Origin of the sequence: Micromonospora sp. WMMD1274 (assembly GCF_049179035.1) — a bacterium.
Lineage (GTDB): Bacteria > Actinomycetota > Actinomycetes > Mycobacteriales > Micromonosporaceae > Micromonospora > Micromonospora tulbaghiae.
On the sequence record NZ_JBMHMG010000001.1, the window covers coordinates 6,909,453 to 6,933,004 of the forward strand.

The window sequence follows — 23,552 nt, forward strand, 5'->3', positions numbered from 1 at the left end:
CCGGTCAGTGATCCGGGCTGTCGGCGCGGGCCATCAGCCGCAACGCGTTCGGGTCCAGGCCGATGCGTACCGGCGTCTGCCCGTACGGCTCGCCGTCGACCTCGATGCGGGCCGGCCGGTCGGTGTCCAGCCACAGCTGGCGTACCGCCAGGAACGGCTCGTCGCCGAGCGTGCGGCGGTGGCCGGCCGCCGCGTTGCGCGCCGTCTCGCGCAGCAGCCCGCGCCGGGTCGGCCCACCCACCGGATACGCGACCAGCAGCCGGTCGTCGGCGGTGGCGTCGGCGGTGATGGGCCGGCCGGCGTGGAAGCCGCCGTTGGCCACGTACACCTGGTGGGTGGTGAACGTGTGCTCGCGGCCCTCGGCGCGGACCGTCACGGCCAGCGGCCGGTGCCGGGCCAGCAGCCCCAGCCCGGTCATCGGGTACGCGAGCCGCCCGACGACCCGCTTCAGCCTCGGCGGCGCGGCCTGCATGATGTCGGCGGACAACCCGATCCCGACGTGGTTGGTGAACCGGGTGTCGCCGATCAGGCCCAGGTCGACGTCGATGACCTTGCCGTCGGTGAGCACCGCGACGGCGGCGTCCAGGTCGAGCGGGACGCCGACGGTGCGGGCGAAGTTGTTCGTGGTGCCCAGCGGCAGCAGGCCCATCGCGATGTCCCGGTGGGCGAGCAGCCGGGCGGCCGCGCCGACGGTGCCGTCGCCGCCGCCGGTGACCAGCAGGTCCGGCCCGAGGTCGGCGGCCTCGGCGAGCACCCGGTCCAGCTCGCCGGGCCGGTCCACCGGGTACGCGCCGAGCAGCGCGAAGCCGGCCGCCCGCAGGCGTGCGTGGACGGTGTCGTAGAGCCGCCGGCCACGGCGGGAGTGGGCGTTGACCACGAGCGCCGCCCGCCGTCGTTCCCGGATCGCCGTCGACAGCTCCTGCTTGGTCCGCACGGTTGCGACCCTAGCCGCCCCCGCGCCGACGTGGGCCGGTGGCGCTGCCGGTTTTGACCGGGTCGGCTATCGTCGCGGCGGCCGTGATCGTCGATCTTCGAGGGTGGATGTCCCGATGAACCAGCCGGCAGCACCGCAGGCGACAGCGTCAGTGCCCCCGCTCACGCCGCCGAACCGTCCGGGGAGGGCCCTGATCGGGCTGGCCCTGGTCGTCCCGGCGGTGATCGCCTGGATCTGGTCGTACGTCCTGCCGACGCTGTCCACAGTGGCTCGCAGCTTCCAGGGTGACGGGCCGCGCGGCTCGGGCGAGTCGGTCGGCACGGCGAACTACGAGGCCGCCCTCACCTCCGGATTCGTCGGGCAGGTCGGGCTCGCGGTGCTGCTAAGCCTGATCCCGCTGGCGGTGGCGCTGCTCGCCGCGCCGCTGCTCGCGATCGTCGCCGACCGGGCCGGCCGGGTGGCCCGCCTGGTCACCCGGGGCGTGCTGGCGCTGCCGCTCGCCGCGTACGCGCCGGTCGCGGTGTTCCTCGGCCGGCGCGCCGAGAGCATCGAGAACGGCACCTTCACCCAGGAACTGCAGTCTCCCCGGACGCTCCTCGTCTCGGCGCTGGCACAGGTGACGTTCGGGCTGGTCGTCGCGGTGGCCGCGACGCTGTACCTGAGCGCCCTGCGCCGCCGCGAGCCCGACCAGCGGCCCGCGCCCGCCATGCTGGCCGTCGGTGGGCTGCTCGGCCTGAGCGTTCTCGCCGCCGCCCTGCAGACCTACACCGCCCCGTACATCCTGACCGGCGGCGGGCCGGGCGGCGACGACACGGCGACGCCGGTGTTCACCGCCGCGCAGACCTCGTTCCGGACGATGCGCCTGGGCGCCGGATCGGCCACGTCGACGCTGCTGCTGGTGCTGCTCGGGCTGCTCGGACTGGCCGCGGTGGCGCTCATCCTGGCCACCCGGCTGCGCATCGAGTTCGACGGCTGGCGGGACGGCCCGGCCGTACGGGAGGCGGAGTCCTACTCCGGCCGCCGGCCGCTGCTCGTCGGGCTGACCGCTGTCGCGCTCGTCGTCGTCCTCGGCGTGACCGTCTGGGCGTCGCTGCCGTGGCTGCGGAACCTCTCCGCCGACACCGGGCCCCTGCCCCGGGGGGTCGAGACCTCGAACCTGTTCGCCAACACCTGGGTGCCGCCGCTGCTGTCCACACTCGTCGCGGTGGCGCTCGCCGCGCTGGCCGGGTTCGGGATCGGCGCGCTGCGCCCGCTCGGGCGCTACAGCGAACTGCTGCTGGTGCCGTTCGCGCCGTGGTTGTTCGTCGGCGTCGGCCCGCTGGCCATCGCCGGTTTCGAGCGCACCAGGGAACTCGACCAGCTCGGCCTGTTCCTCGGCCTGGTGCCGCCGACCTGGCTGTCGGTGCCCGCGCTGTTCGCGTTCACGCTGCTGTTCCGAGGCCAGCACGAGCGGTGGCGCTCCGGCGGCGGCGTCGGCCGTACCCTGCTGCTGCCGGCGCTGCCGATGCTGGCCGTGACCACGTTGGCGACCTGGCTGGCGCACGTCCAGTCGCCGCTGTGGGGGATGCTGGTGGGCCGCGGCCCGGACAGCCTGACCGCTCCCGCGCTGGTGACGATGATCGCCGGCCGCGCCTTCGGCGCCGGCGGCGAGCTTCCGCTGGGCCTGATCCTGCCGCTGCCCATGCTGCTCCTGTTCGTGCTGCTGTTCGTCGCGCTCATGGTCGGCTACGTGGATCGGCTCGCCATCCGGGTGGGACGGCGCAGCGGCGCGGACGCGCCGCCGGCCAGGGCCGGCGAGCCCGTCGGCAAGGTCACCGCATAGGGAAACCCCCGATTACGGCCGGTGACGGCGCGCCTAGCGTCGAGCCATGGCAACTGACGCGCTCACACCGGCCCGGACCGCCCGTGCCCGCCGCGACGGCGGGCTCCCGCGAGGGCTGATCCTGCCCCTGCTGCTGCTCGCCCTGCTCGCGCCGGCCGGGTGCGACTCCGGCGACGGGATCGTCGACGGCGGGCCGGCCGGCTCCGCGGCGGGCGAGGACGGCGGCGACGTGGACGCGGGCGCGGTGGACGACGTCCGGCCCCCGTGCCCGTTCACCGCCGCCCAGGTCTCCGAACTGGTCGACCGCAAGCTGCGCGACGAGGGGAACTGCTCGTTCGGCGACGGCATCGCCCAGCTGGCGGTCACCACCGCCTCCGCCACCGCCGGCAAGGCCACCTACGACTACCAGTACGACCAGGCCGGCCAGCAGTACGAGAAGGTCGTCGACCTGGACCGGGGCGAGCGGGGCTACCTCGCGGTCAAGGACATCCGCGGCGAGGCGGTGCTGATCGAGGGCAAGGGCACGTACACGGTGACCATCAGCAGCTTCGGCGGCGGCACCGCGGGCAACGAACAGATCCTGCGCCGTACGCTCGACGCGATCCCGGCCTGAGCGGGGCCGGCATGCGAAGCCGCCGACTGGTCGCGCTCGCGCTGACCGCGACCCTGCTCACCGCGCCCGCCGGCTGCGGCGACGACGAACCGCCGGCCGCCGGCGGCGCTCCGCCCGGTGCGAGCGCGCCGGTCGCCGAGCCGACCGGGGAGGCACCGGCCGAGCCGAGCGCCGGACCGGTGGACGACGCCGCCCCACAGGCGTGCACGCTGGTGTCGAAGGCCGACGCGGAACGCCTCGCCGGCACGGCGCTGGACGAACCGGTGGTGGCCGGGCAGTCGTGCACCTACACCGGGCCGGTGACCGGGCCGACCGCCCAGGTCGAGGTGTTCGTGGGCGAGGGCGCCAAGAAGTACCTCGACATCGAACGGCAGCTCGGGCACGAGATCCGTGAGCTGGCCGGGACGGCCGACGAGGCGCTGCTCACCGCGGAGGCGTTCTTCCTGCGCAAGGGCGAGCTGTGGGTCGCGGTGCGGCTGGTGCGGCTCAACGACCCGCAGGAGAACCGGGCGCCGCTGGAACGGCTCGCCCGTACCGTCGCCGGCCGGATGTGAGGCGGCCGGTGCGCGGCCGACGGCTGCTCGCGGCCGGCCTGGCGGCGCTGCTCCTGGTGACCGGCTGCGGCGGGCCCACGCCCGGCCCGGCGGATGGGGGCGACGGCGGGCAGCCCCGGTACGGGCAGGCCCCGGCGCCGGGGAAGGACGTCACGCTGCAACCGGACGTGGTGCTGGTCGGCGGCGGCAGCCGGACCGTGCGGTCGGTGAGCCCGGACGGGCTGACCTGGCGGCTCGACCCCGGAGCGCGCGACGCGGACCGGCTCGCGCCCGGCCGGGTCATGTTCCTCACCGGACGCGGCGTGGGCCGGGTGCTCGAACTGGCCGAGGAAGGCGGTGACCTGGTCGTCACGATCGGACCGGTCACGCTCACCGAGGTGATCCGCGACGGCACGTTCGGCGGCGACGACGTCGCCCTCGACCGCCCGACCGTCTACGTGGCGGGTGAACCCTCGTGGACCCGGGAGGTCGCGGCGGCCGGCGGCACGCTGGGCCGGTCGCGTCCGCTCGCCGTCGCGCCCGCGCAGCCGCCACCGGCGCCGGGCGGGCAGGCGGGCGCCACCGCCCACGGCTACCGGGTGCGGACGTTCTGCTGCGCCGGTGGCGTCGGCACGCACTTCACGTACGACGACGGCGGGCTCCGGCTGGCCGGCACCGTCACGCTCACCGTCGGACGGCCCACCGCGTCGTTCCACCTGGCGGTCGGCGCGGGCAAGGTGACCCGGGCCGAGCTGGAGATCGGCGGCGGCTTCGGCATCAAGGTGGACTTCACCGCCGGCATCGACGGCGGGCAGAACCACCGCCGCACGTTCCCGGTCCCGGTCGACATCGCGTTCCCGATCGGGCTGGTCGCCGGCCTGCCGCTGTCCTTCACGGTGAGCCAGACGCTGGAGGTGGCCACCGCGTTCGGCGCCCGCCGGGGCACGTTCCGCGGCGCCGGTGAGTACGCGCTGGCCGGCAGGCTCGGGTTCGGTTACGCGAACGGCCAGGTGGGCTCGCGCGTGACGGAGGGGTTCGCGCGCCGGGTGAGCCTGCTCGACTCGCTCACCGGCGTGCCGGTCGGCGTGATGGGCCTGGTCGTCCGGCACGGCGTGCGGTTCACCATGGGGATCAGCGCGTTCCTGTTCACCGCCGGCATCTGGTTCGAGCTGATCGCCTCGTACGGCGCCACCATCGGTTCCGCGCTCGGCGCGCCGTACGCGCTGTGCCGGGGCGTCGGGCTCGGTGTGCATGCGCGGTTCGGGATCGGCTACCGGATCCTGGAACCCGTCGTCCAGGTGATCAACAAGTTCCTCAGCCTGCTCAGCCCGTCCCGGGCGCCCCGGATCCCGCCGATCGTGGCGTCGGGCGGGCCGAGCTGGAGCGCCGCCGTCTACCGCAACCAGGAGGTGATCCCGCCCGTCTCGATATGCGGACAGCTTCCGGGCTAGGCCGCGCCGACGCTGGGTTCGCGGGCGCGGCTGTGCCACCATCCCGCCATGGACGCCGCACTGGTCGGCCGCGACGCGGTCGTCGAGCGGGTGTGGCGTGCCCTGACCTCTGGTACGCCGGTGCTGCTCGACGGTCCCAGCGGCATCGGCAAGACCGCGCTCTGGCGAGCAGTGGTCGCCCACGCCGGGCGGACCGGCTGGCGGGTGCTGTCCGCCGCGCCCACCGAGGCCGAGACCGCGCTGCCGTACGCGGCTCTGGCCGACGTGCTGCGCCCGCTCGCCGACGCGCTGCCGGGGCTGCCCGCGCCGCAACGGGTGGCCGCCGACATGGTGCTGCTGACCGGTGAGCACGACGGCGCGGTGGACGAGCGGGCGGTGGGCGCGGCCACCCGCACGCTGCTCGACGCGGCGGTCACCGGCGCGCCCCGGGTCCTGCTCGCGGTCGACGATCCGCAGTGGCTGGACCCGCCGAGCGCCCGGGCGCTGCGGTTCGCGCTGCGCCGGCTGACCCGGTGGCCCGCCGTCCTGGCCACCCACCGCACCGGGGACAGCCCGCCGGCGCCGGTGCCGCTGGGGCTGGACGACGACCCGACCGGCCGGCATCCGCTGCTGCGCGCCGACGTACCCCCGCTCACCCCGCCGGACCTGCACCGCGTCCTGGCGGCCCGGCTCGGCGGCACGCTCAGCCGTCCGCTCACCGACCGGCTGGCCCGCGACGCCGACGGCAATCCGCTGCTCGCGATCGAACTGGCCCGGGCGGTGCTGCGGCTGCCCCGCCCGCCCGCGCACGACGAGGACCTGCCCGTACCGTCGTCGCTGCGCCTGCTGCTCGCGGAGACGCTGCGGGCGCTGCCCGGCCCGAGCCGGGACGCGGTGCGGCTGGCCGCGCTGCTGACCGTGCCGACGCTGCGGGACCTGGCGGCGGCGGGTGTGCCGGCCGGGGCACTGGACGCGGCCGAGGACGCCGGGCTGGTCGTGGTCACCCCGAGCCGGGTCGACTTCGCGCACCCCCGGTACGCGGCGGCGGTGCGCGAGAGCATCCCGCCGGGGGCCCGGCGGCGGATGCACGCGCTGCTCGCCGGCACGGTCGCCGACCCGGACGAGCGGGCCCGGCACCTGTCCCGGTGCACCGTGGCGCCGGACGCCGCCGTCGCCGCCGACCTGGCCGCCGCGGCGGCCCGGCAGCGGATGCGTGGCGCCTCAGCGCTCGCCGCCGACTGGTACGCCCGGGCGGCCGAGCTGACCCCGTCGTCCGCCGCCGCCGACCGGAACCGGCGCCGCCTCGACGCGGTGCAGTGCCGCATCGACGGCGGCGACTACGCGGCGGCCGGGCGGGCCGCCGAGGCGGCGGCCGGGGAGCTGACCGGCGCCGAGCGGGGCGAGGCTCTGCTGCTGCGCGCGCTCGTCGCGTGGTGCGCCGACGACCTGGTCACGGCCGTCCGCGTCGCCGAGCAGGCGCTCGCCGCCGCCGGGCCGGACGGGGATCTGGCCGGGCGGATCCACACCCACCTGACCATGTTCCACGACCAGCCGGAGCCCGCCCGCCGGCACGCGCGGGCCGCGATCGCCCGCCTGTCCGACCGGGACGAGCACCGCCCGCTGCTCACCGCCGCGCTGCTGCTGCTGTTCTTCCACGAGGTACGCGCCGGCGGCCCGGCGCCCACCGATCTGCTGGACCGGGCCCTGTCGCTGGAGGCGGGTGAACCGTCCTTCCTGGCCGGTTCGGTGCCGGCGATCTGGTGGAAGTCGGTCGACGACCACGACCGGGCGCGGTCCCGGCTGCACCTGATGCTGGACCTGGCGGTGGCGCGCGGCGACGACCCGCTGCGGCACGAGGTGCTGACCCACCTCGGCGAGACGGAACTGCTGGCGGGGCGCTTCGCCGAGGCCGGTACGCACATCGCCGCCGCCCGTGACCTGGGTGAGCAGCTGGGCACCGGGCTGGTGGGCGAGAGCTGGCTGGCCGGTGTGCTCGACGCGCACCGGGGGCGGCTGGCGCGGGCGGGCGCCGCGGCCGCCGGGCTGCGCCGCGACGACGACCTCGGCGACGCGTGGAGCCGGCGACTGCACCACCAGCTCACCGGGCTGGTGGCGCTGGCCTCCGGGGAGTGGGTCACCGCCGCGGCGGCGTACGGCGCGCTCGCCGCCGATCTGGACGGGTCGGGCATCGCCGAACCGCTGGGGCAGCGTTTCGAGCCGGACTGGATCGAGGCGTGCGTGGGCGCCGGTGACCTGGACACCGCGCGCGCCGCGCTGGACCGGCTGGCCGGGCGCCACCGCCGGCTGCCGCGCCCGTGGACGACGCTCGGGCTGGCCCGCAGCCGGGTGCTGCTGGCCGGCGCGACCGGGGCGGATCCGGGCGCGGCGCTGGACGCGCTGACGCAGGCCCGGGCCGCGGTGCCGGAGGGGGTGCTGCCACTGGACCGGGCCCGCTGCCTGCTCGCCGCCGGCCGCACGTACCGGCGGGTGCGGCGACGTCGGGAGGCGCGGGCGGCGCTCGACGCGGCGGCGGCCGAGTTCGACGCGCTCGGCGCGTCCGCGTTCGCCGACCGGGCGCGGGCGGAGCTGGGCCGCATCGGCGCCCGCACCCCGGCCCCGACCACGCTCACCGCCACCGAGGAGCGGGTCGCCCGGCTCGCCGCCCGGGGTCAGACCAACCGGCTCATCGCCGACGCGCTCTACATCAGCCCGAAGACGGTGGAGGCCAACCTGGCCCGGGTCTACCGCAAGCTGGGCATCGCCAGCCGCGCCGAGCTGGGCGCGGCGATGGGCCGGCCGCCGGGCGACTGAGTCGCTCAGGACGCGACCAGCGTGTCCAGGTGCGCGCCGAGCAGCTCCCGGGCGCGCGCGGGCGGCATCCGCTCGGGATACAGCAGCGCGTGCAGCGCGAGCCCGTCGAGCAGGGCGTGCAACCGGGCGACCGCCTCGGGGCCGGCGGCCGGTTGCCCGGTGAGCAGCGCGACGGCGAACTCGGCGGCGCGGCGGATGCCGTCGTCCGCGTCGGCCATCCGGGTTCGCGCCGCCGGGTCGGTCTGGGCGCGCGCGGCGAGCAGCAGCCACACCTCGGCCTCGCGGACGCGCTGGCGGTCCAGTGGCAGCAGTTGTTCCAGGATCCGCTGGGCGACCTCGCGCGGGCTGCCGGTGCGGTCGTCGGCGGCGATCCGCTCGGCCGCCTCGGCCTGCACGTGCTCCATGGCGAACACCAGCAGCTCGGTCTGGGTGGCGAAGTAGTGCCGCAGCGCGCTCGGTGACCAGCCCGCCTCGGCCGCGATGCTGCGGACGGTGGCGGCGCCGACGCCGTCGCGGTAGACGACCCGCCACATCGCCCGCGCCAACTCGGCACGGCGCGCGTCGTGGTCGACGATCTTGGGCACGGGCCCCTCCGGAACCTGGTTGACGGCCGCTGATACGGTTATCGCACAGCGTACTAAAAAAGGAGTCCGCATGCTCGTGGCAGTGATCGTCGGGTGCGAGGTGGCGTTCTGGGTGGTGCTGCTCGCCGGGCTGATCGCCCGGTACCCGCTGCGGCGGCCCCGCCTCGGCGCCGCCCTGCTGATCGCCGTGCCGGTGGTCGACCTCGTCCTGCTCGCCGCCACGATGATCGACCTGCGCCGGGGCGCCACCGCCACGTTCGCCCACGGCCTGGCCGCCGCGTACCTCGGGTTCTCGGTGGCGTTCGGGCACAGCATGGTGCGCTGGGCCGACCAGCGGTTCGCGCACCGGTTCGCCGGCGGCCCTCCCCCGCGCCGGGCCCCCCGGTACGGGATGGCGCGGGCCCGGCACGAGTGGCGCGAGTGGGGCAAGGGCATGATCGGCTGGGCGGTCGCCTGCGCCGTGCTGCTCGCCGGCATCGCCCTGGTCGGCGACGGCGAGCGCACCGCCGAGCTGTGGGCGTGGACCGGCCGGCTCACCGTGGTGATGGCGGGCTGGCTGGTGTTCTGGCCGGTCGCGTACACCGTCTTCCCGAAGCGGGCGCCGCGCGGCGCGTGAGGGTCACCCGCCACGCCCGCTGATCCGGCCTCAGACCGGTTGAGGCGCACCGGTTGCCGTCGGCCGCCCGGCGGCGGACGGCTCACCGAGCCGATCGACGGCGATCGCGACCAGCAGCAGCCCGGCCAGCGCGGCCAGCGCCAGCGGTGGCGGCATTACCGTCCCGAGCGCGCCCAGCGGCAGCGCCGCCCCGGCGACGGCCAGCCGGGCCGCTCCCACCGGCTGCCCGGTCAGCCGCCGGAACAGCAGCCGTCCGGCCAGGTAGACGGCCGCGCCGCCGAACAGCGCCACCGCCGCCGAGGGGTTCAGCCGGGGCCCGGCCTCCGGGTCGGCGACGTGCTCCAGCACCTGTTCGACGCCGAGCGCCAGGTAGATGACGCCGGCGACGAGCAGCAGATGGGTCTGGCTGTAGGCGTCCGCGGCCATCCGGTCCCGCTGCGCCGCCGGTGCGGCGGCGAGCGCCCGGGCCGCCGCCGGGGACGTGCGGTGGAAGTAGAGCCACCAGAGGCAGACGGTCACCACGAAGGCGACGAGCGCCACGGCGAGGACCGGCGGCTCGGTGACCGCCGAGGCCGCGCCCACCCCCGCGGCCACCACCGACTCCCCCAGCGAGATGATCAGCACCAGGCCGTACCGCTCGGCGAAGTGCGTCGGGCTGCGCAGCGGCCAGGCGCCCCGGCGGGCGTACGACAGCCGCTGACCGGCCACCTCGACGGCGAAGCCCAGCACCCACAGCGCCGCGTGCGCGGCACCGTCCAGCAGCGCGCCGAGCAGCAGCGGCACCCAGCCGACGGCGCTGACGAACGCGAAGAACCGGATCCGGGCGCGCAGTTCCGGGTCACCCGCCGCGGCCCAGTGGAACAACGTCAGGTGCACCACGCGCAGCACCACGTAGGCCAGCACGACGATCAGCGGCCCGTCCAGCCCCGGGCCCGGCGTCCACGCCTGCGGCATGGCGAGCGCGGCCAGGAACAACGCGGCCATCGCGACCAGGAACCCGCCGCGCACCACCCCGACGTCGGCGGGCGTGTGGTTGCCCAACCAGGTGTACGACAGCCACGCCACCCAGAGCAGCACGAGCAGGAGCAGGCCCTTGGCCATCCCGGCCGGGGTCGGGTGCGGCTCGATCAGCGCCATGATCCGGGTGAGCGCGAAGACGAAGACCAGGTCGAAGAAGATCTCGAACGGGGTGACCCGGCGCTGGTCCGGCCCCGGCCGGGGCGCACGCAGCCGCCGTCGCACCCGTTCGCGTCCCACGTCCGCCGCCCTCCGCCGGTCCACCTCCTGCGCCGACGGTAGGCGGCCCCGGACGGTTGAATCGGGTGATTCCCGCGATCACGCCCCGCCCGGCCCACCGGACCGCTGCCCGCCGGGCAGTACGACGAGGCGGCGCGGCTGGGCTGTCAGGCAGGGCGACGGGCAGGGCGGCGGTGGGCAGCTCAGCCGGCGTCGGCGTCCGGCCAGGCGGCACGCACCAGCGCGGGCAGCACCTCGCCGGCCGGGCCGCGCAGGTTCACCGCGCAGATCGCGTCCAGCGGCGTCGGCACCGGGTTCACCTGCACCACGGGCGCGCCGAGACGGGCCGCCACGAGCGGGATCTCGGCGGCCGGGTGCACGAGCGCCGAGGTGCCCACCGTCAGCAGCAGGTCGCAGCCGGTCGCCGCCTCGACCGCCGCGTCCAGCGCGGCCGACGGCAGCGCCTCGCCGAACCACACCACCCCGGGCCGCACGGGCGCGCCGCATCCGGCGCACGCGGGCGGGGTCAGCGGTCCGTCCTGCGGTTCCGGCGCATGCGACACGGGCCCGCCGGGCGGTTCCGCCTCGTCGCGCGCCTCCGGAGCGCCGGGCACCGGCGCGTCGGAGGGCGGCGGCAGGTCGGACGGCAGCGGCGCGGGCCGGGCGCAGGCCGAGCAGCGGGGCGCGAACAGGCTGCCGTGCAGGCGTACCGGTGCGGGCACGCCGCCGCGCTCGTGCAGGTCGTCGACGTTCTGGGTGATCACCACCGTCTCCGGGAGGCGGGCCTGGATCGCCGCCACCGCCCGGTGCCCCGGATTCGGCAGCGCCCGCCGCACCCCACGCCGGCGTGCCTCGTACCAGCCCCAGACCAGCGCCGGGTCGGCCCGGAACGCCGCCGGGGTCGCCAGCTCCTGCGGGTCGTACCGCTGCCAGAGCCCGGTCTGCGCGTCGCGGAACGTCGGCACGCCGCTCTCGGCCGACATGCCCGCCCCGGTGAAGACCACCGGCCGCCGCGCGGCGGCGAGCAGCCGGCCCGCCTCGGCCAGCTCCGGCCGGGTCACACGTCCACCGTCAGCCGCACGTCGACCCGGTCGCCCAGCTCGATGCCCTCCGCCCGGCGCGCCGCGACCCGCAGCGGCACCACGTACCGGCCGTCCTTGGGCCACAGCGACGTCCGCCAGTCGGTGTCACCGATGCGGACCGTCACCGGGATCATGCCCCAGCCGTAGGTCACCGACGCCGAGGCGGCCTCGATCGCCGCGCTCTGCTCGTCGGGCACCGTGACGAAGTGGTACGGCGCCGGGCCGCGCCAGAACCACACCTCGCCGCTGAACGCCAGCTCCATCCGGTCAGGATAGGGGCCGGGACCGACACGACCACAGCAGCCGGAGCCCGGCCGCCGTCACCCAGGCGAACAGCGGGAACACGGCGACGCGTTCCATGCCGCCCACGCCGATGCCGGCGTCCACCCGGGACAGGAACAGCACGGTGCCGGCGAGCCCGAGCAGGCCCAGGAGCACGCTGACGGTCCGCAGCTCGCGCAGCAGCGGCGACCGGCGGGCGAGCGCGGCGGCGAGCAGCGCGGCGTTGCCGGGCGCGAAGACCAGCAGCGCGCCGAGCACGTGCAGGTTCTCGTCCACGTCCGCCGGGTGGAGGCCGGCCAGCACGTACCCGGACCCGGCGGCCACGATCGACGCGACGGCGACGGCCGCGGCGCGGCCCGGGCGCAGCGCGCGGTGTGCGAGCAGCGCGCCCAGCGCGAGCAGCAGCCCGGTGCCGACGAATACGGCGTCATGGCCGGGTGCCACGGCGAGCAGACCGGGCGGGGCCGGCTGCTGTCCCACACGCCGCAGGTGACGTTGCCGAGGTCGCTGATGTTGTGCTCGGCCCAGCTGAACCGGGGCTGGTCCCAGGCCAGGCCGACGATGACGTTGGCGGCCAGGAACGACGCGGTGGCGAGCAGCCAGCAGGCGCCCGCGAGGCGGTTTCTCATCCGCCGAGTGCACCGTCCCGGGGCGGCCCGGCGCACGGGGCGTGGCGGGCCGGTTCGGGGTAGGGCCAGACCTACCCGGAGAGCGGGGTCCAACCGGCTGGGCCGGGCGGCGTGGTCTGGCTAGCGTCGGGACATGACAGTTGATCACGGGCTGGCCGTCGCGTTGCGCCGCCGCCGCTACCTGCTCTCCGCGTGGCCGTGGCGGGCCCTGGCGTACGCCGTCACGACCCTGCCCCTGGCCGGCGCGGCGGCGCTCGGCGCGGCGGTCGTGGCCGCGCCGCTGCTGCTGGTGGCCGCCGCGCTGCGGCGGGGCCGCCCGGTCGACGCCGGGGCGCTGGCGGCGCTGGCCGTGGTGGCGCTGGCGGTGGTGGCGCTCGCCCCGCTGGCCGGCGCGCCGGTGGCCGCGTTCGAGCGGTGGCGCCTCGGCCTGGTCGACGACCGCCCGGTGACCGCGCCGAGGTGGCGCGGGCTCGCCGCCTGTTTCACCACCGCCACCGGGTGGCGGGAGGGCGCGTACCTGGCCGTGCTGGGTGCGGCGGTGCCGTTGGCGTACGGGATGTTCGGCCTGCTCGTGCTGCTGGACGCGGCGCTCGTCGCCGGTCCCTGGCTGGCCGGCGGCGAGGACCGGATCGTGCTGGTCTGGGCCACTGTCGACTCCCCGGCCGAGGCGGTGCCGTACGCCTTCGCCGGCCTGCTGGCGGCCCCGGCACTGGTCTACCTGGCCGGCCTGCTCGTCGCGGTGCAGGCGGCGGTGACCCGCCTGCTGCTCGACGACGCGCCCGCCGGGACGGCCCTGCGCGAGGTGACCCGGTCCCGTGCCCGCCTGGTGAGCGCCTACGAGGCGGAGCGGCGCCGCATCGAGCGGGACGTGCACGACGGCGTGCAGCCACGCCTGACCAGTCTCACCCTCCAGCTCGGGCTGGCCCGCCTGGACGTGCCGGACGACTCCCCGGTGGCGAAGCCGCTCGCGGCGGCGCACGAGCAGGCCAAGGAGCTGATGGTGACGTTGCGCGGCATAGTGCAGGGCATCCGCCCGCCACAGCTCACCGAACTCGGTCTGGCCGCCGCCGTCGGCGACCTGGCCGCCCGGTCGGTCGTCCCGGTCACCGTGCACGCCGACCTGACCCGCCCGGTGCCCGACCTGGTGGAGACCACCGCCTGGTACGTGGTCTCGGAGACGCTCGGCAACGTCGCCCGGCACGCCGGGGCCACCCGGGCGCAGGTGCGGCTGACCCGTACCGACCGCCTGCTGGTGGTGGAGGTACGCGACGACGGCCGGGGCGGCGCCGACCCGGCGCGCGGCACCGGCCTGACCGGGCTCGCGGACCGGGTGGCCGCGGCGGACGGGCGGCTGCTGCTGTCCAGCCCGCCCGGTGGGCCTACCCTCGTGCGGGTGGAGCTGCCGTGCCGTCCGTGACCCGGGTCGTCCTGGCCGAGGACGAGGTGCTGCTCCGGGAGGGCCTGGTGGGCCTGCTGACCCGGTTCGGCTTCGCGGTGGACGCCGCGGTCGGCTCCGCCCCGGAGCTGCTCGACGCGGTGCGCACGCACCGGCCCGACCTCCTGGTGACCGACATCCGGATGCCGCCGCAGCATCGCGACGACGGCCTGCGCGCGGCCGTCACGCTGCGTGCCGAACGCCCGGACCTCGCCGTGGTGGTGCTCAGCCAGCACGTGCAGAGCGGGTACGCCGCCGCGCTGCTCGACAGCGGCGACGGCAACCGGGTCGGCTACCTGCTCAAGGACCGGGTGGCCGACGTCGCGGAGTTCGCCGCGACGCTGCGCCGGGTGGCGGCCGGCGGCACCGCCGTCGACCCGGACGTGGTGCGGCACCTGCTGCGGCGTCCGCGCGACCCGCTCGGCACGCTGTCCCCCCGTGAGCGGGAGGTGCTGGGCCTGGTCGCCGAGGGCCACTCCAACGCGGCCATCGCGGCCCGGCTGTACGTCACCGAGGCGGCGGTCGGCAAGCACGTGGGCAACATCCTGGCCAAACTCGGCCTGCCGCCGGACGAGGACACCAACCGGCGGGTGCTCGCCGTGCTCGCCTACCTGCGCGCGGCGGGCTGACCGGGCGTCACAGGTTCATCGGCACGGGGTCGGTGGCCAGCGCCCGGAACCGCTCGCGCGGGTCGGCCACGAGCCGCCGCCCGGTGAGGTCGAGCAGCCCGCCGACGCCGGTCACCGAGGCGACCGGGGTGCCGTCGGCACGGGTGAACTCCTGGCCGATCCGGAACGTCTTGCCCTCGCCCCAGTGGAACTCGCAGGTCACGTCGACCTCGTCGCCGCCGCGCAGCTCCCGCAGGTAGCGCACCGTCACCTCCAGCGCGACCGGCCCGACGCCGCCGGCGAGCAGCCGGTCCTGGCCGATGCCGGACGCGCGCAGGCACTCCCAGCGGGCGTGCTCGGCGTACTGGAGGTAGACCGCCTGGTTGAGGTGCCCCTGCGTGTCGAGTTCGTAGCCGCGCACGGTGACGCGCACCCGGAACGGATCTGCCATGCCGGCAGCCTAGCCACCGGCGCCGACAAAACGGCGTGCGGTCCGGGCCACGCGGCTCTAGCCTGCCCGGCGTGACAGTGGAGATCGTGACCCTGGCGCAGCGGCCCGACCTGGCGCCGCTGCTGGACGCCGACTTCGACGGCGCCTGGCCGCCGTTCATGCTCTGGGACCCGATGGGCGCGATCTACTACGGCGTCGCGCACGAGACGTACCCCGAGTTCGTCTTCGCCGCCGTCGACCCGGCCGAGCCGGGCCGGGCGGTGGCCCGGGGGTACGCGGTGCCGCTGCGCTGGACCGAGGACGAGCTGCCCGACGGCGGCTGGGACCGGGTGATCCAGCGGGCCACGCTGGGCCGGCTCACCGGGTCCACTCCGAACCTGGTGTCGGCGCTGGAGATCTGCGTGCGCCCGGACCGGCGCGGCGGCGGGCTGTCCGGGCTGATGCTCGCGGCCATGCGCGCGGCGGTGGCCAGCGCGGGCTTCGACACGCTGGTGGCGCCGGTGCGCCCGAACGGCAAGGCCGCCGTCCCGGACGTGCCGATGACCGAGTACGTGGCCCGGCGCGGCCCGGACGGGCTGCCGGCCGACCCGTGGCTGCGGGTGCACGTGCGGGCGGGCGGGGTCGTCGAGCGAATCGCGCCCCGGTCGATGACGGTGACCGGCACGCTCGCCGACTGGCGGCGCTGGACCGGGCTGCCGTTCGACACCTCCGGCCCGGTACGCGTGCCGGGCGCGCTGACGCCGGTGCTCGTCGACGTCGACCACGACCACGCCGCGTACGTCGAGCCCAACGTGTGGGTGCGCCACCGGCTCTGACGGCTCAGGCCGGCCAGGCGTGACCGATCCCGTCGAGCAGCAGGACCACGCCCTCGGTGGCCGCCTCCCGGTCCCGGGAGATCTCCCGGTACTCCGGCGAGGTGGACCAGCGCTCGAAGTCCTCGCGGTTGTCGAACGACAGCAGTACCGCCTTCTGGTGCGGCCAGTCGCCCTCGACCACGCGGGGGGCGGTGTCGGCGGCGAGCAGCTTCCCGCCGTAGCGGGCCAGCACCGGCGGGAAGGCGGCGGCATACCTGTCGTAGCGCGCCCGGTCGTGGATGGTGAGCTGTGCGAGGGCGTAGACGGTCACCGGCTCAGGCTACCGACCGCCCGAGCGCCGCGGTGTCGTCCGTCAGGTCGGCGCCACCGCCGCCGCGACCCGGCCGACTGTCCGTTGTGCGCTAGCCATTATGCCTCTGACCTGCGAATACTGGTGGCAGGCTCGCGCGCGCCCCGCGCCGGGTGGGGGGAAAGAGGTGGGGCACGATGATCGGACAGGAGACCCAGCCGGAGGCCATACCCGGTCCGCGGAACGCGCCGGAGGACCGGCTGGTCCGGCCCGCCGCGCCGGTTCCCGGCGCGGTGTGGCAGGTCCGCGTCCGGACCAAACTCGACGACCTGTACCAGCAGCTCGCGGTGCTGTCCGCGCGCGACCCGGAGCGGGCCGGGGCGCTGCGCGCGCAGCTGTCCGGGGTCGAGGGGGTGCTCGGACGCAGCGGCGTGGTCGAGTGGTTGCGCGGCGGCAACCTGGAGTACGCGTGGCAGACGATCCACTCGGTGGAGCGGGGGATGGTGGCGCTGCGCAGCCCGGACGAGCTGACCGGGCTGCTGCCGGCGTACCGGAGCGCGGCGGCGCAGGTGCTGCCGGCCGACGACAAGGTGCTCACCGATCTCGACCCGTCGGCCGGCACCCCCTCCGACGCGCTGCTGCGCGCCCGGGTGCAGGCACTGCTGCTGCGCTACCACTCCGCGTCCGACGAGTTCCACGAGTCGGCCCGCCGGCTGCGCAACCGGATGCTGGGGCTGTCGGTGTTCGCGCTGGTGGCGGAGATCCTGGTGGTGCTGGTGCAGTGGCGCAGCCACGACGTACGGCTGCTGGAGGCGCCGACCGACGCCGGTGGCGTGCCGGCCTGGCGGCTGCTGTTCTTCGTGCTGATCGCCGGGGCGCTCGGCGCGTTCCTCAGCGCGCTGCCCTCGATGATCACCTCACGGTCCGGCGGGCTGCCCTACAAGCTGCCGTTCCAGCAGGGGCTGCTGAAGCTCGCGATCGGCCCGCTGGTGGCGGTGGTCGGCATCATGCTGGTCATCGGCGGCCTGGTGGAGACCAGCGTGAGCAGCACGGCCGCGCTGCTGGGCCTGGCGATCGTGTTCGGCGCCGGGCAGCAGGCGGTCACCGCGTTCGCCGACCGGCGGGCGGCCGAACTGCTCGGGCCGGCGGCCAAGAGCTGATGCCGCACGGCGGCCTGTCCGGCCTGGGTAGCCTGATCCCATGATCTTCATTACCGCGAAGTTCCGGGTCCGTCCGGAGGACGCCGACAACTGGCCGCAGATCGCCGCCGACTTCACCGCCGCGACCCGGGCCGAGCCCGGCTGCCTGTGGTTCGACTGGTCCCGCAGCCTGGACGACCCGACCGAGTACGTGCTGGTCGAGGCGTTCCGCGACGACGAGGCGGGCGCGGCGCACGTGCAGTCGGAGCACTTCCGGACCGCCCAGCGCACGCTGCCGCCGCACCTGGCCGAGACGCCCAGGATCGTCAACGTTACGGTGCCGCAGCAGGACTGGTCGCGCCTGGGCGAGATGGCCGTGCCCGGCGACGCCGCGAGCTGAAGATTTCCCACGGTTTACCGCTCAGGCATTGAAGCTTGTTTTCACCTCCCGCTACCCTCGGCGGAAAGGTCCACCATCCACCGTGGAGGAGCTGAAGCATGCGCAAGCTGATGGCGGCGCTCGGCGCCGGGGCGATGACGGCCGCGGGCCTGCTCGCGGTCGCGACACCGGCCCAGGCCGCGGCCTGCACCCTGGTGCAGTCGGAGGTCTACAACGGGGCGAACCTGATCGCCTGGTCGCGCGGCCTGGACGGCTGCTCGGGCGACGTCTACTGGGAGATCCAGTCCGGTGACGGCGGCACGTGGCAGGTGACCGACAGCGGCACCACGCACTACGACGACCAGGTCGTCAGCTACTACGGTGACGTGGACCTGCCGTGCTACCTGCGGGTGTACGCGGCGTTCGGGGACCAGGAGCGGCTGACCCGGCCGGTGCGCAACAACAACTGCGCGGGCTGACCACCGGCCGGGGCGCGTCGGGCGCCCCGGCCGCACCGCCGGTCACGGGATGGTCAGGCCGTACGCGGCGAGGATCTCCAGGATCGGCTGGTAGTAGCTGGTGCCGCCGCTCGTGCAGTTGCCGCTGCCGCCGGAGAGGACGCCGATGACGGTGCCGGTCGCGGCCACGTAGAGCGGTCCGCCGCTGTCGCCCGGCTCGGCGCAGATGTTCGTGCGGATGAGCCCGGTGACGCTGCCCTCGGCGTAGTTGACAGTCGCGTTCAGCCCGGTGACGGTGCCGCACCGCACGCCCGTGGTGGCGCCGCTGCGGCAGACCGCCTGCCCGACGTACGCGCTGCCGGCGGCGGTGACTGTGACCTGCCCGGGGTAGGTGTGGACCGCGCTCGGGTGGGCGACGGTCCCGGTGTACCGGACCACGCCGTAGTCGTTGCCGGGGAAGCTGCTGCCGGTCCGGCTGCCGAGCACCGTGGTGCGGGCGCTGTCGGCGTACCAGGTGGCGGCGAGGCGGGTGCAGTGCCCGGCGGTCACGAAGTACCAGGTGGTGCCGCTGCGCACGTTCGCGCCCAGGGAGCAGCGCCCACCGCCGCCGTAGATCGCCTGGCCGCCGGCGATGAGCGTGCGCAGCCGGCCGGGTTCGTGGCGCAGCACCGCACCGGCCCGGTCGGCGGCGCGCCGCAACGCGGCCAGCTCGCGCCCGCGTACCGTGTCGTCGGCGGTGACCTTGAGCCGGCCGGTGGCCGGGTCGTGCTCCCAGGCGGTGCCGGGCGTGCGGATCCCGGCGAGCGCGGCGGGGTCGGGCGGCGGTGCGGCGGCGCCGGCCCGGGCGACCGCCGGGGTGCCGGCGAGCAGGGCGGCGAGGACGAGTACGACGAGCGCGGGTCGGCGCATGCTCCGGCACCTCTTCCATCGTCTACGGTCGATTCACCAAGCATCGGTCCGCAGGCTCGATCGACTCAACCGGCAGAACCGGCGACCCCCGAAACTTCCGGAGCCACGGCGGGCGGCACGGGCGCGCCCGCAGGCCGTGCCCACACGCGGATCCCGCCCGCCCACCCGGCACCGCGGGCCCCGATGTCGACATATCGAGGTGATTAAGTTTTCGGAACGCTTCCGGTAGGCTCCGGGCAGAGATTCGCTTCGATCCACTCACGATGTGCCGGGGAGTCACTCCCCCACCTGGCGCGGCCACCGGGCGGCCGCGCGGAGCCGACGTCGTGGCGGGCGGTGGCCGAGGCGAGCCGATCCCATTGACAGGCTAGAGAGGCGTTCAGATGGACAAGGTGCTCGCCCGCGGCAGCGGGAGCGCGGCAGCCCGGTCACGCCCGCGAACCGCTGTGGTCGCGATGGTGGCGGGGGCCGCGATGGTCGCCGCCACGATAGCGGTGGCGACCAGTGCCAGCGCCGGCACGACGCTCGGCGCGTCGGCGGCGGAGCAGGGCCGGTACTTCGGCACGGCGGTGGCGGTGAACAAGTTGTCCGACAGCACGTACGTCGGCATCCTGAACCGCGAGTTCAACATGGTCACCGCCGAGAACGAGATGAAGTGGGACGCCACCGAGCCGTCCCGGAACCAGTTCAACTTCAGCGCCGGCGACCGGCTCGTCGCGCACGCCCAGGCCAACGGCATGCGGGTACGCGGCCACGCGCTGCTCTGGCACCAGCAGCAGCCCGGGTGGACGGGAAGCCTGTCCGGCAGCGCGTTGCGCGAGGCGATGATCAACCACGTCACCCAGGTCGCCACCCACTACCGGGGCAAGATCCACTCCTGGGACGTGGTGAACGAGGCGTTCGACGACGGCAACAACGGCGCCCGCCGCAACTCGAACCTCCAGCAGACCGGCAACGACTGGATCGAGGCCGCGTTCCGTGCCGCCCGCGCCGCCGACCCCGGCGCCAAGCTCTGCTACAACGACTACAACACCGACAACTGGTCGTGGGCCAAGACCCAGGCCGTCTACAACATGGTCCGGGACTTCAAGGCCCGGGGCGTGCCGATCGACTGCGTCGGGCTCCAGTCGCACTTCAACAGCGGGTCGCCGTACCCGAGCAACTACCGAACCACGCTGCAGAACTTCGCCGCGCTCGGCGTCGACGTGCAGATCACCGAGCTGGACATCGAGGGCTCGGGCAGCAGCCAGGCCACTTCGTACGGCAACGTGACCCGGGACTGCCTGGCCGTGCCGCGCTGCAACGGCATCACCGTCTGGGGCATCCGCGACACCGACTCCTGGCGGGCCAGCGGCACCCCGCTGCTGTTCGACGGCAGCGGCAACAAGAAGCAGGCGTACACCGCCGTGCTGAACGCGCTCAACGAGGGCGGCACCCCGCCGCCCACCACCGCGCCGCCGACCAGCACCCCGCCCACCTCGACGCCGCCGACCAGCGCGCCGCCGACGACTCCCCCGCCGACCGGCGCCTGCACGGCGACGTTCACCACCAACCAGTGGCCGGGCGGCTTCGTCACCAACGTCCGGATCACCGCGGGCTCCAGTGGGCTCAACGGGTGGGCCGTGTCGCTCACCGTGCCCTCGGGCTCGGCGATCACGAACACCTGGAGCGCCCAGGCCAGCGGCACCACCGGTGCGGTGACGTTCCGCAACGTGGACTACAACCGTCAGGTCGGTGCCGGTGGCACCACCGAGTTCGGATTCCAGGGCACCGGTACCGCGCCCTCCGGCACGCCGGCCTGCGCGGCCGGCTGACCGTCGGCGCGACCCGGCACGGGACCACCGTGCCGGGTCGCGTCCCCGGCGGGCAACGGCCGCCGACCGTACAGTGGGGTGGGTCCTGTTCCACCGTTTCGCCGGAAGGACCACAGTGAACCGACGCATCAGGACCGCCCTCGGCGTCGCCCTGACCGCCGCCCTCGTCACCACCGCCGCCCCGGCCCCCGCCACCGCCCACGACCGCCGCCCGAGCGTCATCGCGCTGCCCGACGGCTTCCAGCCGGAAGGCGTCGCCGCCGCCGGCCGGTACGCCTGGTTCGGGTCGCGAGCCACCGGCGAGATCTACCGCGCCGACCTGATCACCGGAGCGGGCAAGCAGGTCAGCCCCGCCACCGGCACCCCCTCGCTCGGCCTGAAGATCGACCCGCGGGGCCGGCTCTTCGTCGCCGGCGGCACCGCCGGTGACGCCCGGGTGATCGACACCCGCACCGGCGCCGTGCTCGCCCGTTACCGGTTCGCCGAGGCGCCGACGTTCGTCAACGACGTGACGCTCACCCGCGACGCCGCCTGGTTCACCGACTCGAACCGGCCGGTGCTCTACCGCCTGCCGCTGGGACGCGGCGGCAAGCTGCCCTCCGCCGACGCCTTCACCACGCTGCCGCTGACCGGCGACTTCCAGCAGACCGGCACCGGCGTCAACCTCAACGGCATCGTGCCCACCCCGGACGGGCGGGCGCTGATCGTCGTGCAGTCGAACACCGGCACGCTGTTCCGGGTGGACCCGGCCACCGGCGCCACCACAGCCGTCGACGTGCCGGGCGCCACGTTCCTCAACGGCGACGGCCTGCTGCTGCTCGGCCGCACGCTGTACGTGGTGCAGAACCGGCTCAACCAGGTCGCCGTGGTCGAGCTGAACCGCGCCGGCACCACGGGCACGCTGCGCCGGGTCATCACCGACCTGGGCTTCGACGTGCCGACCACCGTCGCCGCCGCGCTCGGGCGGCTCTACCTGCCGAACGGCCGGTTCACCACCCCGCCGACGCCGACCACCCCGTACACGGTGGTCGCTGTCGACCCGCGCTGAGCCACGCCGGCCGCCGCCCCTGCCGGTGGCGGCCGGCCCGGCTCACTCCTCCATCTCCGGCCCGAGCAGCCGGATCTCCTCGATGTCGATGGCCGCCTGGAGCTGCCGCAGCACCACGTCGTCGATCTGCCTGGTGTTGCGCAGCCGGGTGATCTCCTGCCGCTTGTGGTCGAGCACCCGCAGCCGCAGCCGGCGGGCCATCTCCCGTTCCCCGTCCGCCTCCTCGGCGTCCGGGTCGCGGGCCGCGGCCAGGTGCTCCTCGTAGTCGGCGCGCAGCCGGTCCACCGTGTCCTGCGTGGCGCCCACGTCGTCGGCGGCCCGGGGCAGCGCCTCCAGGGCGGCCTCGGTGGCCCGGATCCGGGCCCAGCGCACCTCGTCGTCGCGTTCCCTGTCCCCCGTCAGGCCGGCCCAGCTCACGACCGCGGGCAGCGTGGTGCCCTGCACCAGCATGATCAGCACGATCACCACCACGGTGACGAAGATGATCAGATCCCGTTCGCGCACGGTGCTGCCGTCGTGCATGGTGACCGGCACGGCGAGCGCGGCGGCGAGCGAGACGGCGCCGCGGAACCCGGCCCAGCCCACCGCGGTACGCATCCGGGCGTCGAAGTGCCGCGCCCGGCTCGACTCGCGCCGGTCCACCCGCTGCAGCACCGACACCGACAGGTGCACCCAGACCAGCCGGATCACCACCACGACCAACGCGACGAGCGCCGCGATGCCGAGCGACGCGGCCGGCGAGTGGCTGGTGATGCTGCGCAGCGAACGCGGCACCTGCGTACCGAGCAGCACGAAGAGACCACCGTTGACCATGAACGTGGAGAGGTCCCAGAACGCGAACGCGGTGACCCGGGAACGGGCCCGGATCACCCGGGGCGCGGCGTAGGACAGCAACAGCCCGGACACGACCACCGCGAGCACGCCGCTGGCGTGCACCGCGTCGGCGAGCAGGAACGCGACGAACGGGGTGAGGATGCTCAGCCCGCCCTCGCGCATCGGGTCGTCCACGTGCTTGCGGATCAGCACCACGACCGCGCCGACGAGCAGGCCGGCGGCCACCCCGCCGAGCGACTTGCCGACGAACTCGCCGGTGAGCGTCAGCGCACCGGGCACCGTCCCGCCCGCGACCACGCCGGCCGCCACGGCGAACAGCACGAGCGCCGTACCGTCGTTGACCAGGCTCTCCGCACGCAGCGTGGTGAGGATGCCGCGCGGCATCCGCTTGGCCAGGCCGGCCACGGCGGCCGCGTCGGTCGGGGCCAGGACCGCGCCGAGCACCCACGCCGCGGCCGGCTGCACGCCGAGGGCCTGCGCGGTGAACGCGACGGCGGCCATCGTGACGATCACCAGCACGACGGCGAGGCCGATGATCACCACCAGGTTGGCCCGGATCTCGCGCAGGCTGATGACCAGGCTCTCCCGGTAGAGGATCGCCGGGAGGAACAGCACCAGCACGACCTCGGGTTCGAGGACCAGGTTGTCGAACGGCGGCAGCAGGCCGATCAACGCACCCATGGCGATCAGCAGGACCGGCGGCGCGACGCTGTAGCGACCGCCGATCGTGGTGCCGACGAGCACTGTGGCACCCAGCACGGTGATCAGCACGAGTGCTTCCACGCCGTACCCCCGTCACCG

At 75.3% G+C, this 23,552-nt stretch carries 24 protein-coding genes; 14 read left to right on the top strand and 10 right to left on the bottom strand.

Annotated elements, in window-relative coordinates:
* Nucleotides 1-4 precede the first annotated feature (4 nt).
* Nucleotides 5-934 (bottom strand): diacylglycerol/lipid kinase family protein, encoded by a 930-nt coding sequence (locus ACN27D_RS32695; protein WP_121684672.1) that lies wholly within the window; start codon nucleotides 932-934, stop codon nucleotides 5-7.
* 115 nt (nucleotides 935-1,049) lie between these two features.
* On the opposite strand from ACN27D_RS32695, the gene ACN27D_RS32700 reads away from it, so the two are divergent.
* From ACN27D_RS32700 to ACN27D_RS32720, 5 genes are read left to right on the top strand one after another with little or no spacing between them, the layout of a single operon-like run.
* Nucleotides 1,050-2,756 (top strand): sugar ABC transporter permease, encoded by a 1,707-nt coding sequence (locus ACN27D_RS32700; RefSeq protein ID WP_421500853.1) that lies wholly within the window; start codon nucleotides 1,050-1,052, stop codon nucleotides 2,754-2,756.
* Nucleotides 2,757-2,802: 46 nt separating this feature from the next.
* On the top strand, nucleotides 2,803-3,369 hold the full coding sequence (locus ACN27D_RS32705) for a hypothetical protein (protein ID WP_252449048.1): 567 nt from the start codon (nucleotides 2,803-2,805) through the stop codon (nucleotides 3,367-3,369).
* 11 nt (nucleotides 3,370-3,380) lie between these two features.
* Nucleotides 3,381-3,923, top strand: a complete 543-nt coding sequence (locus ACN27D_RS32710; protein ID WP_421500854.1) for a hypothetical protein — start codon at nucleotides 3,381-3,383, stop codon at nucleotides 3,921-3,923.
* 8 nt (nucleotides 3,924-3,931) lie between these two features.
* The gene (locus ACN27D_RS32715; protein ID WP_421500855.1) at nucleotides 3,932-5,353 is read left to right on the top strand and encodes a hypothetical protein; all 1,422 of its coding nucleotides are present in this window, start codon (nucleotides 3,932-3,934) and stop codon (nucleotides 5,351-5,353) included.
* Between the two features lie 48 nt (nucleotides 5,354-5,401).
* Nucleotides 5,402-8,143 carry an ATP-binding protein gene (locus ACN27D_RS32720; protein WP_421500856.1) on the top strand — a complete coding sequence of 914 codons (2,742 nt, stop codon included), beginning with the start codon at nucleotides 5,402-5,404 and terminating at the stop codon, nucleotides 8,141-8,143.
* A 5-nt stretch (nucleotides 8,144-8,148) separates the two neighbouring features.
* Here the strand turns inward: ACN27D_RS32720 and ACN27D_RS32725 are convergent, their stop codons facing one another.
* Complete coding sequence (locus ACN27D_RS32725) at nucleotides 8,149-8,727, bottom strand: TetR/AcrR family transcriptional regulator (RefSeq protein WP_120569765.1); 579 nt, start codon at nucleotides 8,725-8,727, stop codon at nucleotides 8,149-8,151.
* 70 nt (nucleotides 8,728-8,797) lie between these two features.
* Between ACN27D_RS32725 and ACN27D_RS32730 the strand changes: the two genes are divergently transcribed.
* Nucleotides 8,798-9,343: a hypothetical protein gene (locus ACN27D_RS32730; RefSeq protein WP_252449052.1), complete on the top strand. Its 546-nt coding sequence runs from the start codon at nucleotides 8,798-8,800 to the stop codon at nucleotides 9,341-9,343.
* Between the two features lie 30 nt (nucleotides 9,344-9,373).
* Here the strand turns inward: ACN27D_RS32730 and ACN27D_RS32735 are convergent, their stop codons facing one another.
* The 4 genes from ACN27D_RS32735 to ACN27D_RS32750 form a co-directional block, all read right to left on the bottom strand.
* On the bottom strand, nucleotides 9,374-10,600 hold the full coding sequence (locus tag ACN27D_RS32735; protein ID WP_421500857.1) for a low temperature requirement protein A: 1,227 nt from the start codon (nucleotides 10,598-10,600) through the stop codon (nucleotides 9,374-9,376).
* 182 nt (nucleotides 10,601-10,782) lie between these two features.
* Nucleotides 10,783-11,640, bottom strand: a complete 858-nt coding sequence (locus tag ACN27D_RS32740; RefSeq protein WP_421500858.1) for an SIR2 family NAD-dependent protein deacylase — start codon at nucleotides 11,638-11,640, stop codon at nucleotides 10,783-10,785.
* Nucleotides 11,637-11,924: a DUF1905 domain-containing protein gene (locus ACN27D_RS32745; protein WP_120569760.1), complete on the bottom strand. Its 288-nt coding sequence runs from the start codon at nucleotides 11,922-11,924 to the stop codon at nucleotides 11,637-11,639. Before ACN27D_RS32745 ends, ACN27D_RS32740 begins: the two co-directional genes overlap by 4 nt.
* Before the next feature lie 4 nt (nucleotides 11,925-11,928).
* Entirely contained in the window at nucleotides 11,929-12,423 is a 495-nt protein-coding gene (locus ACN27D_RS32750; protein ID WP_421500859.1) for a DUF998 domain-containing protein, read from the bottom strand.
* Nucleotides 12,424-12,705: 282 nt separating this feature from the next.
* Between ACN27D_RS32750 and ACN27D_RS32755 the strand changes: the two genes are divergently transcribed.
* Nucleotides 12,706-13,989 (top strand): histidine kinase, encoded by a 1,284-nt coding sequence (locus ACN27D_RS32755; protein ID WP_421500860.1) that lies wholly within the window; start codon nucleotides 12,706-12,708, stop codon nucleotides 13,987-13,989.
* Nucleotides 13,977-14,636 (top strand): response regulator transcription factor, encoded by a 660-nt coding sequence (locus tag ACN27D_RS32760; protein ID WP_334458468.1) that lies wholly within the window; start codon nucleotides 13,977-13,979, stop codon nucleotides 14,634-14,636. Before ACN27D_RS32755 ends, ACN27D_RS32760 begins: the two co-directional genes overlap by 13 nt.
* 7 nt (nucleotides 14,637-14,643) lie before the next feature.
* On the opposite strand, the gene ACN27D_RS32765 is transcribed toward ACN27D_RS32760, so the two are convergent.
* Nucleotides 14,644-15,066 carry an acyl-CoA thioesterase gene (locus ACN27D_RS32765; RefSeq protein ID WP_121684684.1) on the bottom strand — a complete coding sequence of 141 codons (423 nt, stop codon included), beginning with the start codon at nucleotides 15,064-15,066 and terminating at the stop codon, nucleotides 14,644-14,646.
* Between the two features lie 71 nt (nucleotides 15,067-15,137).
* Here ACN27D_RS32765 and ACN27D_RS32770 point away from each other — a divergent pair, with 71 nt between their 5' ends.
* Nucleotides 15,138-15,881, top strand: a complete 744-nt coding sequence (locus ACN27D_RS32770) for an N-acetyltransferase (RefSeq protein ID WP_358172099.1) — start codon at nucleotides 15,138-15,140, stop codon at nucleotides 15,879-15,881.
* Nucleotides 15,882-15,885: 4 nt separating this feature from the next.
* On the opposite strand, the gene ACN27D_RS32775 is transcribed toward ACN27D_RS32770, so the two are convergent.
* Nucleotides 15,886-16,191, bottom strand: coding sequence for a DUF1330 domain-containing protein (locus tag ACN27D_RS32775; RefSeq protein WP_121684686.1), 306 nt, complete (start codon nucleotides 16,189-16,191; stop codon nucleotides 15,886-15,888).
* A gap of 176 nt (nucleotides 16,192-16,367) precedes the next feature.
* Between ACN27D_RS32775 and ACN27D_RS32780 the strand changes: the two genes are divergently transcribed.
* The 3 genes from ACN27D_RS32780 to ACN27D_RS32790 all read left to right on the top strand — a co-directional run bounded on the left by ACN27D_RS32780 (nucleotide 16,368) and on the right by ACN27D_RS32790 (nucleotide 18,167).
* On the top strand, nucleotides 16,368-17,330 hold the full coding sequence (locus tag ACN27D_RS32780) for a hypothetical protein (RefSeq protein WP_393379888.1): 963 nt from the start codon (nucleotides 16,368-16,370) through the stop codon (nucleotides 17,328-17,330).
* Between the two features lie 40 nt (nucleotides 17,331-17,370).
* Entirely contained in the window at nucleotides 17,371-17,709 is a 339-nt protein-coding gene (locus ACN27D_RS32785; RefSeq protein WP_194799377.1) for a putative quinol monooxygenase, read from the top strand.
* A 98-nt stretch (nucleotides 17,710-17,807) separates the two neighbouring features.
* On the top strand, nucleotides 17,808-18,167 hold the full coding sequence (locus tag ACN27D_RS32790; protein ID WP_252449063.1) for a hypothetical protein: 360 nt from the start codon (nucleotides 17,808-17,810) through the stop codon (nucleotides 18,165-18,167).
* A gap of 42 nt (nucleotides 18,168-18,209) precedes the next feature.
* On the opposite strand, the gene ACN27D_RS32795 is transcribed toward ACN27D_RS32790, so the two are convergent.
* Nucleotides 18,210-19,055, bottom strand: coding sequence for a S1 family peptidase (locus ACN27D_RS32795; protein ID WP_421500861.1), 846 nt, complete (start codon nucleotides 19,053-19,055; stop codon nucleotides 18,210-18,212).
* Nucleotides 19,056-19,438: 383 nt separating this feature from the next.
* Between ACN27D_RS32795 and ACN27D_RS32800 the strand changes: the two genes are divergently transcribed.
* Nucleotides 19,439-20,869, top strand: a complete 1,431-nt coding sequence (locus tag ACN27D_RS32800; RefSeq protein WP_421500862.1) for an endo-1,4-beta-xylanase — start codon at nucleotides 19,439-19,441, stop codon at nucleotides 20,867-20,869.
* Between the two features lie 115 nt (nucleotides 20,870-20,984).
* Nucleotides 20,985-21,917 carry a superoxide dismutase gene (locus tag ACN27D_RS32805; protein WP_421500863.1) on the top strand — a complete coding sequence of 311 codons (933 nt, stop codon included), beginning with the start codon at nucleotides 20,985-20,987 and terminating at the stop codon, nucleotides 21,915-21,917.
* Nucleotides 21,918-21,959: 42 nt separating this feature from the next.
* On the opposite strand, the gene ACN27D_RS32810 is transcribed toward ACN27D_RS32805, so the two are convergent.
* Nucleotides 21,960-23,534 carry a Na+/H+ antiporter gene (locus ACN27D_RS32810; RefSeq protein ID WP_421500864.1) on the bottom strand — a complete coding sequence of 525 codons (1,575 nt, stop codon included), beginning with the start codon at nucleotides 23,532-23,534 and terminating at the stop codon, nucleotides 21,960-21,962.
* Nucleotides 23,535-23,552 lie beyond the last annotated feature (18 nt).